Source organism: Pseudactinotalea sp. Z1739 (assembly GCF_049725055.1).
Classification (GTDB): Bacteria; Actinomycetota; Actinomycetes; order Actinomycetales; family Beutenbergiaceae; genus CALKWS01.
Map to the genome: position 1 here is coordinate 326005 of NZ_JBMPQA010000001.1, position 12292 is coordinate 338296.

Below are 12292 nucleotides of genomic sequence, written 5' to 3' on the forward strand. Positions count from 1 at the left end.
CCTGACCGCGCGGAGCGCCGTGACCTGGACCATCATGGGGTGGGAGCACCCCTTGGAGGCTGGCGATGCCAGAGCACAGAACCTACGACGTCGTCGTGATCGGGGCCGGCCCGGTCGGTGAGAATGCCGCCGACCGGGCGGCCCGGTCCGGCTTGAGCGTGGCCGTGGTGGAACATGAGTTGGTCGGCGGCGAGTGCTCATACTGGGCGTGTATGCCGTCCAAGGCACTGCTGCGACCGGGTGCGGCGCTGGCGGCTGCCCGATCGGTCCCGGGGGCCACGGAGGCGATCACCGGCGGGGTGGACGTGCGGGCAGCGCTGGCCGGCCGTGATGAGTTCACCCAGCACTGGGACGATGCGGCCCATGTGCAGTGGCTTGCCGATGCCGGGCTGGATCTGGTCCGGGGGCACGGCAGCATCGACGGGGTCCGCCGGGTCCGTGTCGGTGGCAGCGGTGGTGCGGATGACCTCATCCTGCAGGCCAACCACGCCGTGGTAGTCGCCACCGGCTCCGGTCCTTTCGTCCCGGATCTCCCGGGCCTGCGGAGCGCCGGTCCGTGGACGAATCGGGAAGTCACTGAACTACGCGAGGTGCCCGACTCCGTGGCGGTGATCGGTGGTGGCGTGGTCGCCGCCGAGATGGCGACCGCGCTGGCGGATCTGGGTTGCCAGGTCACGATGCTGGTGCGGGGCGGCCGGCTGCTGTCCGGTACCGAACCGTTCGCCGGCGCCGCAGTCGCGGAGAGCCTGGGCGCTATGGGTGTACGGGTGCATCTGGGTACCTCCGTGACCGGTGTGCAGAGAACCGACGACGGCGTGCTGCTGGATACCGATCCTGCCGGGCGGGTCCGGGCTGCTGAGGTTCTCGTAGCCACCGGGCGCCGGCCGCGCACCGGTGGCCTGGGCCTGGACAGCATCGGGTTGGCCGAGCACGAGACACTCGCCACCGATGAGACCGGGCGGGTTCGTCGCATCGAGGGCGACTGGCTGTACGCCGCCGGGGACGTCACCGGCGCCACACACACCACCCACCAGGGCAAGTACGTCGCCCGGGTGGTCGGAGACGTGATCGCCCACCGGTTCGGTGCTGCCGAGCCCAGCGGCGCCGGCTCCGACGCCGAGTCGGTCGCTCCATGGAGCCCGCTGCGAGCCAGATCCGCCGGCGCAGGGGAGCCCCAGGTGATCTTCACCCGCCCGGAGGTGGCCGCCGTGGGGTACACCGAGGAACAGGCGCAGCGAGCAGGCTTGACCACCGAAGTGGTGACGGTGGGGATGGACAAGGTCGCCGGAGCCTCCCTGGCGGGTGCGGGCCAGGCCGCAGGCAGCGGTGCTGCCCGCCTGGTGATCGATCCGGAGCGCCGAGTGGTGGTGGGCGCGACATTTGTGGGCCCGGCTGCGTCCGATCTCCTACACGCCGCCACCATCGCCGTGGTGGGACAGGTGGGGCTGGATCGGCTATGGCATGCGGTGCCCGCCTTCCCCACGATCAGTGAGGTGTGGCTGCGGCTCCTGGAGGAATACGGGCTCTGACCGCGACGGCGGCCGGCTCAGCCGAAGAAGAGGCGCTCCACCACCGTGCGGCATCGTCGGGAGGCGCGTAGCCAATCGGCTTCCAGGTCCGTCGCGTGACCGGGGCCGTATCCCATCAATCGAGAGGCCACGGTCAGCTCCTCACCAGCGGGAAACACGTCGACCCGCTGCAGATTCGGCCGGCCAGTGGCCAGCACGTTCGCGTTGCGCAGGCGTGAGGCCAACTCCCAGGCCTCACGCATCCTGGCTTCATCGCCCGGGCTGATCAGGTCCGCGTCCCGGGCGGCACGCAGCGGCCCGAGCGTCTCGGTCTCGCGCAGGCCCGATACCGCGTGGCCGTGCTGGAGTTGGAACAACTGCACCGTCCACTCCACGTCGGACAGGCCACCGCGGCCCAGTTTCAGGTGGTGGGCGGAGGAGACCCCCCGGGGCATTCGCTCATCCTCCACCCGGGCCTTGATCCGGCGCAGTTCGCGCACCTCGGACCCATCCAGGCCTCCCTCGGGATAGCGCAACGGGTCGATCATGTCGGTGAAGGATCGCGCGAGCTCGCTGTTGCCTGCCACCGGGCGGGCGCGCAGCAGCGCCTGGCGCTCCCACCCCTGGGCCCAGCGCTGGTAGTACTCGGCGTAGGAGGACAGTGTGCGCACCATCGGCCCGTTCTTGCCCTCCGGGCGCAAGGCGGCGTCGACCGGTAGTGCTGGTTCGGACTCGGTGGAACCGAGCAGGCTGCGGACGCGACCGGCAACGGTCAGGGCCCACTTCTGGGCCAACTGCTCATCGACGCCCGGGTGCGGCTCGTAGACGAACAGTACATCGGCATCGGAGGCATACCCCACCTCCTGGCCACCGAGGCGGCCCATCGCCACGATGAGGAATTCGCCGGGGTCGGTCTCCAGGCCCATCTGCGGTGCGGTTTCGAGTGTGGCGATCCGTAGTGCACCTCGAAGGGCGAGATCCGCGGCGGGGGCGATGATCTCACTCATCGCCTCTACTCGTACGCCGTGCAACACGTCCGCGATCGCGCCCCGGGTCAGTTCCCGCCGACGGATGTAACGCACCGTTCTGGTGGCGCCCTCCGGGTCCTCCCGTCGCTGCAGCATCGCGTCCAGGCTCTGCCAGAGCGACTCCAGTGACCGGGGGCGCAACTCGGCGTCGTCGCCCAGCCAAGCCACCGAGTCGGGTGAGCGGATCAGATTCGCGGCCACGTACTTACTACCCGAGAGCAACTGGGCCAGACGCTTACCGGCCACGCCCGAATCGCGCAGCATCTTCAGGTACCAGTGGGTGGCACCCAGTTCCTCGGAGAGTTTCCGGAAGGACAACAGTCCCTGGTCCGGATCGGCGCCCTCGGCGAACCAGCCCAGCAGCACCGGCAGCAATTGCCGTTGGATCTTGGCGCGACGGGAGTACCCGGTGGACAGCGCGGCGATGTGCCGTAGCGCACCGGCAGGGTCGCGGTAGCCGATCGCCGCCAGGCGGGCCGCGGCCGACTCCGGTGAGAGCCCTGCCTCATCGGCCGACAGCCGTGCTGTGGCCGGAAGCAGCGGCCGGTAGAACAACTCCTTGTGCAGTTGTCGCACCCGCACCCGCGTGGTGCGCCACCGCTCGGTCAACTCCTCCACCCCGGTGCCGCCGTGTCCCAGCGACCGGGCCAGCCGGCGCAGATCCTCCTCCGCAGTGGGAAACAGGTGTGTTCGCCGCATTCGGTGCAACTGGATCCGGTGCTCCAGGAGACGGAGGAAGCGGTAACACTCCCCCAGTTCCACAGCGTGATCGCGGCCCACGTACCCAGCCGCGGACAACTCGGCCAACGCCTCCAGGGTGTTGGCCGAGCGCAGGTCGGGATCCAGACGCCCGTGCACTAACTGCAGCAACTGAACGGTGAACTCCACGTCCCGCAGTCCCCCGCGGCCCAGCTTGATCTGCCGGTCCGCCTCCGCGGCAGGCACGTGCTCCTCCACCCGGCGACGCATCGCCTGGGAATCCTCCACGAAGTTCTCCCGGTTCACCGCCTCCCACACCATCGGTGCCAGAGCCTCCACGTACGCCCGGCCCAGCTCGGCATCCCCGGCCGCCGGGCGTGCCTTGAGCAGGGCCTGGAATTCCCAGGTCTTCGCCCACCGTTCGTAGTAGGTCACGTGCGAGGCCAGCGTGCGCACCAGCGGCCCGTTCTTACCCTCCGGCCGCAGGGCGGCATCAACCTCCCACAGAGGTGGCTCCTTTGCCGGCCGCGAGCACATCTTCGCCAGCGCGGCGGCCAGTTTGGTGCCGACCCGCACCGCGTCGTCCTCGGTGCGGTCCCCGGCCGGTTCCACCACGTAGATCACATCCACGTCGGAGACGTAGTTGAGCTCGCGCCCCCCGGACTTTCCCATTCCCAGCACCGCGAGGCGGACATCGCGGGCCTGGTCCCCCAGTTCGGCCCGGGCCAGCGCCAGCGCGCCTTCCAACGCGGCGGCGGCCAGGTCGCTCAATGCCGCTGACACCTGGGGCTGCAGGGCCTCGGGATCCGGCGCGGTCAGGTCCTCGGACGCGATCAGCATGAGTTCGCGCCGGTAGGCACGCCGCCAGGAATCCAGTGCCCCCTCCCCCGGGCTGACGCCCACGGGGACCGCATCGTCGGGGTCGGCGCCGGCTGCGGTGAGCAGTCGCCGTCGGACCCGCTCTGCGGGCATCTGCAATCTCTCACCGGCGCCGCTGAGCATCTGCACCGCCACCGGGTGCGCCACCAGCCAGTCCCCCAGAGCCGCCGACCCACCCAGCACGGCGAGCAATCGCGATCGCACCGGCGCTGCCTCCGAGAGCAGCTCATACAACGGTTCCCGCTCGGCTGCCGCCTCGACCAGCCGCACCAAACTGAGCAGGGCGAGGTCCGGATCCGCCACCCTGCCCAGTTCGTTCACCAAATCAGCCAGGGCACCGGCGTCGGGCGCGGAAGGTTCCGCGCCACGCTCCAGCAGCGGTGCCAGTACCGGGTCTGCGAACAATTGCCGGGCACGCCGGATATCGGTGAACCCTGCACGCGCCAGCAGCCGCGTGGGCGACTCCGTGCGCATCACATCTCCTTATCCACCGGGGCAGGCGACCGGTCCCGTGGCGATGACGCCGACGAGCCGATCCTGCCCCCGGTCAGATCAGCCCGATCCGGGACAACTCGAACGGGCTGACCTGAGCCCGGTAGGCATCCCACTCGTGGTACTTGTTCTCCAGGAAGTACTGGAACACCGACTCCCCGAGTGTGTCGGCCACCAGTTCGGAGGACTCCATCACCCGGCAGGCCTGCTCCAGGCTGCCCGGCAGCGGATCGATCCCGAGGGCCCGGCGTTCCCCGTCGGACAAGGCCCAGACGTTGTCCTCGGCCTCCTCGGGCAGTTCGTACTTCTCCTGTACCCCCTTCAGACCCGCGCGCAACAGCACCGCGAAGGCCAGGTAGGGGTTGGCGGCGGCATCCAGGCCGCGGTACTCGGTCCGCACCGACTGGCCCTTGAGGGGTTTGTACATCGGCACGCGCACCAGCGCCGAACGATTGTTGTGACCCCAACAGACATAGCTGGGTGCCTCGCGCCCACCCCAGAGGCGCTTGTAGGAGTTCACGAACTGGTTGGTCACCGCCGCGATCTCGTGACTGTGCCGCAGCAGTCCGGCCATGAAGGAGCGCGCGGTGGGTGAGAGCTGGTACTCGGCCCCCGGGGCGTGAAAGGCGTTCACATCGTCCTCGAACAAGGACAGGTGCGTATGCATCCCGGACCCGGGCTCGCCCTGAAGCGGTTTGGGCATGAAGGTCGCCTGGAAATCTCTTTCCAGGGCCAGTTCCTTCACCAGGGTCCGAAACGTCATGATGTTGTCCGCCGTGGACAGGGCATCGGCATAGCGAAGGTCGATCTCGTTCTGACCCGGGCCGGCCTCGTGGTGGGAGAACTCCACCGAGATGCCCATTGACTCCAGCAGCGAGATCGCCTCACGTCTGAAGTCGTGCCCCTTCTGGCCGCGCGCCACGTGGTCGAAGTACCCGGCAGTATCCACCGGCACCAGCGGGGCGGTCTCGTCCTCGTTCAGGTGGAACAGGTAGAACTCGATCTCGGGGTGGGTGTAGAAGGTGAATCCGTCCTCGGCGGCCACGCCGAGAGCGCGCTTGAGGACAGCTCGTGGGTCGGCCGGCGCCGGCTCCCCCTCCGGGGTGAGGATGTCGCAGAAGATCCGTGCGGTGTGCGGGCTGTCCCTGCCGGGAAGCAACTGGAAGGTCGAGGCATCCGGCCTGGCCAGCATGTCCGATTCGGAGATCCGGGCCAGGCCCTGGATCGAACTGCCATCGAATCCGATGCCCTCGCTGAAGGCGTTCTCCAACTCCGCCGGCGCGATCGCCACCGACTTCAACGTGCCCAGCACGTCGGTGAACCACAACCTGATGAATCGGACGTCTCGTTCCTCCACCACCCGCAGGACATGCTCGGCTTGCTGGTCCATCGTTGGGGCACCTCCACTCGGATCGGGCCGCCCGCCCGGGTTGGCCACCGTGCGGGTTTACATCATGGCAGGTCATCGCGGGTTCATGCGTTCTACGATGGGCCGCATGAGTGCACTACGCGTCGCTATGGCCCAGGTCAATCCGACTGTGGGGGACCTGGACGGCAACGCCGCCCTGGTGCGCGCCCACACCGCCACGGCCGCCCGCCAGGGCGCCACCGTGGTGGTCTTCGGGGAGATGGCCCTGACGGGTTACCCGATCGAGGACCTGGCGCTGCGCACGTCCTTTCGCGAGGCTGCCCAGGCCGGCGCGACCGAGCTGGCCCGGGACCTGCAGGCCGACGGTTTGGGCGAGGTCGCCGTCGTCATCGGGTCCCTGGGCTCCGCCCCCGACGGCCGGCCTACGAACACCGCCCTAGTGCTGCAACACGGCGGGATCGAGTACACCTACACCAAGCAGCACCTACCCAATTACGGGGTGTTCGATGAGTACCGCATCTTCGCACCCGGGACGCAGGCGGGGATCATCCGGGTCGGTGCGCACCGGCTCGGTCTGGCGATCTGTGAGGACATCTGGCGCGACGGCAACGTCATCGGGGACCTGGCCGGAGCGGACCTGGCCGGGTTGCTGGTGCTCAACGGCTCCCCATACGAACGGGGCAAGACCGATCAGCGCGCCGAACTGGTGGGCCGGCGAGCCGGTGAGCTCGGCTGCCCGGTGGTCTACGTCAACCTGATCGGCGGCCAGGACGACCTGGTCTTCGACGGCGGCTCCTTCGCTGTGGATGCCGGTGGGCAGGTCCTGTCCCGGGCCTCGATGTTCCGTGAGGAGGTCGTGACCGTGGAGCTGGCCGGGGGTCCGGGGCAGGCTGTGGCGCCCGCGGGTTCGGACCCGGATCAGATGTACCAGGCTCTCGTGCTCGGCCTGGGTGACTACGCGCGCAAGAACAACTTCGCCTCGGTGGTGCTGGGCCTGTCCGGCGGCATCGATTCGGCACTCGTGGCCGCGATCGCAGCCGATGCACTCGGCCCTGAGGCGGTGGTGGGGATCTCGATGCCCTCGGCCTACTCCTCGGAGCACTCCCGCGACGACGCCGCCGACCTGGCCCAGCGGTTGGGCATGCCGGAGCAGAACTTCCGCACGGTCGGCATCGCCGACCTCTTCGATGCCTTCCAGGCTCAACTGCGCCTGGAGGGGGTGGCCGAGGAGAACCTGCAGGCCCGCATTCGGGGACTGATCCTGATGGCGGTGTCCAACAGCGAGCATCACCTGGTGCTCGCGCCGGGGAACAAGAGCGAGCTCGCGGTGGGCTATTCCACCATCTACGGCGACGCGGTGGGCGGGTTCGCGCCGATCAAGGACGTATCGAAGTCGCGGGTGTGGGAACTGGCCCGCTACCGCAACGAACGTGCCCGCCGGGACGGGCAGGTGGAACCGATCCCGGAGAACACCATCACCAAGGAACCCTCCGCCGAATTGCGCCCCGATCAGCGCGACACCGACTCCCTGCCCGACTACGCCGTCCTCGACGCGGTGCTGGAGGCGTATGTGGAGCGGAACCAGAGCCGTGCCCGACTCGTGCAGGAGGGATTCGCGGTCGAGGTGGTCGACCTGGTGGTCAGGCTGGTGGACCAGGCGGAGTGGAAGCGCCGTCAGTATCCCCTGGGACCGAAGGTGACCTCGATGGCCTTCGGCCGGGACCGACGGTTGCCCGTCACCGGCGGCTTCCGGGAGCAAGCACCCGGGTAGGCTGGCGTCATGCCTGAGCCGACCGAGCCCACCTCTGCCCTGCCTCCGGTGAACGCCCGACGCCCCAGGCGGGTGCGGGTGCAGCATCTGGAGGCCGCCAAGGCAGCCGGTGAGCGACTGACCATGCTGACCGCCTACGACGCGATGACTGCTCGGATCTTCGACGAGGCCGGGATCGACATCCTGCTCGTGGGTGATTCCATCGGCGACAATATGCTCGGCCACCCCAATACGATCCCGGTCACCATGGACGAACTCATCCCTGCCGTCCGGGCGGTGACCCGGGCCACCGCGCGCCCCATGGTGGTGGCCGATCTGCCGTTCGGCTCCTACGAGGCCTCTCCCACGCAAGCGTGGGAGTCCGCCGTGCGCATGCTCAAGGAAGGCGGAGCACATGCGGTGAAGATCGAAGGAGGACGACGGGTCGCCGCCCACGCCAAACTCCTCACCGACGGCGGCATCCCCGTCTTCGGGCACCTGGGTCTGACGCCGCAGTCGGAGAACATCCTGGGCGGCAAGCGGGTGCAGGGACGTGGTGAGGACGCCGCCGGGGCGCTGCTGGCCGACGCGCTGGCCCTGCAGGAGGCCGGCGTGATCGGTGTGGTGCTGGAGATGGTGCCGGCCCCGGTGGCGCAACGGATCAGTGACCAGTTGCGCATCCCCACCATCGGCATCGGTGCCGGTGCGGGGTGTGACGGCCAGGTGCTGGTCTGGTTGGACATGGCCGGTATGGGATCCTGGGCGCCGCGGTTCTCCAAGCAGTTCGCCCAGATCGGCACCGAGTTGAAGAACGCGGCCCAGGCCTACGCCGCTGAAGTCCGGGACGGGTCGTTCCCAGCGGCCGAGCACACCTACTGGGAGTAGCGCCTACCGGCTCGGACCTCCGGGGCTCAGTTCCGACCGGCGTCGAGGCCCTCGTGCCAGAGCAGCACGCCCTCGGCCAGTGCCTCGGCATAAGTGAGGCGGCCCTGCGCCGAGGTCATCAACTCCGCATCGGCCGGGTTCTGCATCTCGCCCAGTTCCACCTGCACCGCGGGACGTCGCGCAAAGTTCAGAGTCGCCAGGTCGGAGCGTTCGGCGATGGCGTCGTCAAGCCCGGGGTGCGGCTGTAGGCCGGCCGCACCCATGCCCTCGACGACGGCTTCGGCGAGCTGCCGGCTGGGCCCGTCCTGGGACGGCGAGAGCGCCGGGTCAGCCACCGCCACGTGGAACCCGGATCGGGTGCGGTCCTGGTTGCTGCTGGCGTGCAGCGACAACAGGATGTCAACGTCGTTGTCCTCGGCGAACCGCCCGCGCACGTCCACGCACGGCCCGATGCTGTGGTCGTCGGTACGCGTGGACAGCACCGTCGCGCCCAGGTACTCCAGCCGCTCGGTCAGCACCTGCGCCACGTCGTAGGCGAGTTCGTGTTCGGTGTACCCGTCCATGGTGGAGGTTCCGAGCGTGTCACAGGTCGTGAAACCGCCACGGCCGTCGGAGACTCGTTGGGAGATGGCGCGCAGATCGCCGAAGTTGCCGCCGTTGTGCCCCGGGTCCAGTGCAACCACCACGCCCTGGAGGGGGCGAGTCCACTTGCTGTACCGGTTCAGGTCCAGCCCACCGTCATCGCCGGGGTCGGCGAGAGCGGGCGCGGCAAAGCCGAGACCGAGCACCAACGCGCACAGCAACGCGATGGCCCGACCCAGCCTGGGCATCCCGCGCCGGGGGGCCTGATTACACTCCGTCATCATCCTCACCTTCGGCCCAGGCGCGCTCACGCTCCTCCTCGGCCTCCCACTCAGCGTTACGCTCCCGTGCGATCTTCAGTGCACGGGCGGCTTCCTCCGGTGTGTCATAGGGCCCCATTCGGTGGCTCACGCCACTGACGTAGCCCTGTTCGACCTTACCGGTGCTGACGTTGAAATAGTACTTGCGTTCCACGGAGTCGTCTGCGTGCTCAGCCACGACCGACCTCCTTTGATGGCACGTTAGATTATGGCATGGACCGGCGATGCCTGGATAGCGTTTGCCACGCACGCTCCCTTCACACGTGAGCAAAGGAACCGACAAGGCCACCATGAACCTCTCCACGGAACATTCCCTCGAGGCGGACGCCATCGGCTTCGGTATCGACATCGGCGGTTCGGGAATCAAGGGCGCTCCCGTCAACCTGAACACCGGCAGGTTCCTGACGGACCGGTTCCGCCTCCCCACCCCGAAGGAGTCCACACCCGAGGCGGTGGGGCTGATCCTGAGGACGATCGTGGAGCGATTCGACCTGCCCGAGCAGGTTCCGATCGGAGTGACCTTCCCCGGCGTCGTCCAGCACGACGTGATCGCGACCGCGGCGAACATGCACTCCGACTGGGTCGGCACCAACCTGGCCGAGGTGGTCGAAACCCACACGGGCCGCGCAGCACACATCATCAATGACGCGGACGCCGCCGGGTACGCGGAGATGCGGTACGGGGCTGCCAAGGATGTGCCCGGGGTGGTGCTGGTGCTGACACTGGGCACCGGGATCGGTAGCGCGCTGATCCATAACTCCGTACTGGTGCCGAACACCGAACTGGGCCACCTGATCATGGACGGCGACAGCGCCGAGAAGATCGCCTCCTCCGGTGTGAAGGACAAGATGGGGTGGTCCTATGAGCAGTGGGTGGTGAACCTGCAGCGCTACGTGACCCACGTCGAGTTGCTCTTCTCCCCGGACCTGTTCGTCTTCGGTGGTGGAGTCAGCAAGGACCACAAGAAGTTCGTGCCGTTGCTGACCACCAATGCCCCGATCGTGCCGGCTCACCTGAGGAACAAGGCCGGCATCATCGGGGCGGCGATCATGGCCGCCGAAGCAGAGGCCTGAGGAACTCTGCCGCACTACCCGCAGCGACGGGTTGGGCGGGCGCCGGTGTGAGGGGCTCCGTGATCCCGCCGTAGTCCCCGGTTGGTAGACTGCGGCGCCGCGGAGCCGCTGCTCCGCTGATCAGGGGTCAGATACTTTCAGGGGGGCAGTGCTGGTGAAGCGTTCCATCCCCCAACGTGATCTCGGTGATGCTGGCCGCGATCCTGCTCGCGGCGGCTTGTAGCAATCCGGACGAACCTGCCGAACCGCCGATGGAGGATCAGCAGACTCCTCCCGATTCCGGCGATGACGCCGCGGCCGGAGAACGACGCAGCCCGGACGCCCCCGATGAGGAACCGGACCAGAGCGCCGAGGTCGATGCCGTGGTCGCGACCACGAGCCTGTGGAGCGGCGGTGAGCAGGTCGAGTTGGAGGCGCGTGTCGGGCCGTTGGTTCGTGAAGGGGACCTTGCCCTACTGACGATGAGCATGGACGTCATCAGCCCTACCGGCGAGGTGAGCATCCCAACCCGGGTCCTCGGCGATCTGATGAGCAACCCCACCCAGGTGCGTCTGGTGGATCCGGTACAGATGATCGCCGCTGAACCTGCCCTCCGACCGGATGACAACGACAGGTTGGCCCAATGGCCGGGGTGCCCAGCGTCTCGGAGTTCCTCGAGGAGTACTACGACGGCGCCGGCGTCGAGGATGTCGTCACCCGGCTCTTCCCGATCGAGAGCCACCGGGAACGCTACGACCTGCCGGTGGGAACCCAGGTCCACCAGGAGGAAGCGACCGTCACCGTCGCCACCGACGTGCTGTTCGAGATCGACTCGGCCGACCTGTCCGACGGCGCCGATGCGGCCCTACAGGCGGCTGCAGATGAGTTCGCTGACGTCGAGGGCGGAGATCTCCTGATCGTCGGCCATACCGATGACGTGCTTGACGAAGCACATAATCAAGCCCTCTCGGAAGACCGCGCCGAAGCCGTGTACGAACGCCTGCAGGATCTGGCCGACCTGGCCGTCTTCGACTCGGTGGAGACGCAGGGAAGAGCATTCCATGACCCACTCGCGCCGAACGACTCCGAGGACAACCGCGCGTTGAACCGCCGGGTGGAGCTGCACTTCACCCCGCCGCCGGAGCCGCCGAACCCCTCAGACAGCGCCGCGGACCTGCCCGGGACCGAGGGCGCCGAAGGGACTTTCACCGAGAGTGTCGAAGTGGTCAGCGAGACCGGGGGGAATACCCGCCGCGCTCAACTGCACATCGAGTCCGTCGAACGGGTCGGGCACCTGCTCGTGGGACGGATCACCGTGGAGCAGATCGAGGGCATCGGTGACGACGGCGGTGGCCCGTTGGCGTGGCCGATGGCATCCGTGCTCGGCGGGCCCCGCGGTTCATCCGGACTGCAGCCATACGCGCAATTCACGACCGACGCGCCGACCCTGCTGGCGGGCGGGTACCGGATCTATCCGCTGGACTACTTCGCCGCCTCCCCCGAGGGTGATGACGACGATGCCACGTTGATCCCGCTGGTCGACCGGTTCTTCACCGCCACGTTCGACCCGGGTGAGTCGGCGACCGCCACCATCCTGTGGCCGGCGCTGAACGTCGAGACCCTCACCGTGGACGTTCCCTCGGAAAGTGCGGACGACGGGCTGTGGGGCACCATCGGGCTGGACCCCTGGCGCATCACCGATGTGCCGGTGGAGTAGCACGCCCGGTC

9 protein-coding genes are annotated in these 12292 nt (G+C 68.3%); 5 read left to right on the top strand and 4 right to left on the bottom strand.

Annotated elements, in window-relative coordinates; all coding sequences use genetic code 11:
* The first annotated feature begins 65 nt into the window (after nt 1-65).
* On the top strand, nt 66-1529 hold the full coding sequence (locus tag ACO0LV_RS01515; RefSeq protein WP_424786093.1) for a dihydrolipoyl dehydrogenase family protein: 1464 nt from the start codon (nt 66-68) through the stop codon (nt 1527-1529).
* Between the two features lie 17 nt (nt 1530-1546).
* Here ACO0LV_RS01515 and ACO0LV_RS01520 read toward each other — a convergent pair whose 3' ends face one another.
* Entirely contained in the window at nt 1547-4588 is a 3042-nt protein-coding gene (locus tag ACO0LV_RS01520; RefSeq protein WP_424786094.1) for a bifunctional [glutamine synthetase] adenylyltransferase/[glutamine synthetase]-adenylyl-L-tyrosine phosphorylase, read from the bottom strand.
* A 73-nt stretch (nt 4589-4661) separates the two neighbouring features.
* Nucleotides 4662-5996, bottom strand: coding sequence for a type I glutamate--ammonia ligase (glnA, locus tag ACO0LV_RS01525; protein ID WP_424786095.1), 1335 nt, complete (start codon nt 5994-5996; stop codon nt 4662-4664).
* A 106-nt stretch (nt 5997-6102) separates the two neighbouring features.
* On the opposite strand from glnA, the gene ACO0LV_RS01530 reads away from it, so the two are divergent.
* Nucleotides 6103-7746, top strand: coding sequence for an NAD+ synthase (locus ACO0LV_RS01530; RefSeq protein ID WP_424786096.1), 1644 nt, complete (start codon nt 6103-6105; stop codon nt 7744-7746).
* A gap of 9 nt (nt 7747-7755) precedes the next feature.
* A complete protein-coding gene (gene panB, locus ACO0LV_RS01535; protein ID WP_424786097.1) occupies nt 7756-8610 on the top strand; it encodes a 3-methyl-2-oxobutanoate hydroxymethyltransferase in 855 nt (284 codons plus the stop codon).
* Nucleotides 8611-8636: 26 nt separating this feature from the next.
* Here panB and ACO0LV_RS01540 read toward each other — a convergent pair whose 3' ends face one another.
* Complete coding sequence (locus tag ACO0LV_RS01540) at nt 8637-9473, bottom strand: N-acetylmuramoyl-L-alanine amidase family protein (protein ID WP_424786098.1); 837 nt, start codon at nt 9471-9473, stop codon at nt 8637-8639.
* A complete protein-coding gene (locus ACO0LV_RS01545) occupies nt 9460-9690 on the bottom strand; it encodes an SPOR domain-containing protein (RefSeq protein ID WP_424786099.1) in 231 nt (76 codons plus the stop codon). Before ACO0LV_RS01545 ends, ACO0LV_RS01540 begins: the two co-directional genes overlap by 14 nt.
* A gap of 85 nt (nt 9691-9775) precedes the next feature.
* Between ACO0LV_RS01545 and ppgK the strand changes: the two genes are divergently transcribed.
* Nucleotides 9776-10585: a polyphosphate--glucose phosphotransferase gene (ppgK, locus tag ACO0LV_RS01550; protein ID WP_424786100.1), complete on the top strand. Its 810-nt coding sequence runs from the start codon at nt 9776-9778 to the stop codon at nt 10583-10585.
* Nucleotides 10586-11207: 622 nt separating this feature from the next.
* Nucleotides 11208-12281 carry an OmpA family protein gene (locus ACO0LV_RS01555; protein WP_424786101.1) on the top strand — a complete coding sequence of 358 codons (1074 nt, stop codon included), beginning with the start codon at nt 11208-11210 and terminating at the stop codon, nt 12279-12281.
* The last annotated feature ends 11 nt before the right edge of the window (nt 12282-12292 follow it).

Bases quoted from the DNA above. Each gene is read 5' to 3' on its own strand.
- ACO0LV_RS01515 (WP_424786093.1), top strand. From the start codon at position 66: ATGCCAGAGCACAGAACCTACGACGTCGTCGTGATCGGGGCCGGCCCG.
- ACO0LV_RS01555 (WP_424786101.1), top strand. From the start codon at position 11,208: ATGGCCGGGGTGCCCAGCGTCTCGGAGTTCCTCGAGGAGTACTACGAC.
- ACO0LV_RS01540 (WP_424786098.1), bottom strand. From the start codon at position 9,473: ATGACGGAGTGTAATCAGGCCCCCCGGCGCGGGATGCCCAGGCTGGGT.
- ACO0LV_RS01520 (WP_424786094.1), bottom strand. From the start codon at position 4,588: ATGCGCACGGAGTCGCCCACGCGGCTGCTGGCGCGTGCAGGGTTCACC.
- panB (WP_424786097.1), top strand. From the start codon at position 7,756: ATGCCTGAGCCGACCGAGCCCACCTCTGCCCTGCCTCCGGTGAACGCC.
- ACO0LV_RS01530 (WP_424786096.1), top strand. From the start codon at position 6,103: ATGAGTGCACTACGCGTCGCTATGGCCCAGGTCAATCCGACTGTGGGG.
- glnA (WP_424786095.1), bottom strand. From the start codon at position 5,996: ATGGACCAGCAAGCCGAGCATGTCCTGCGGGTGGTGGAGGAACGAGAC.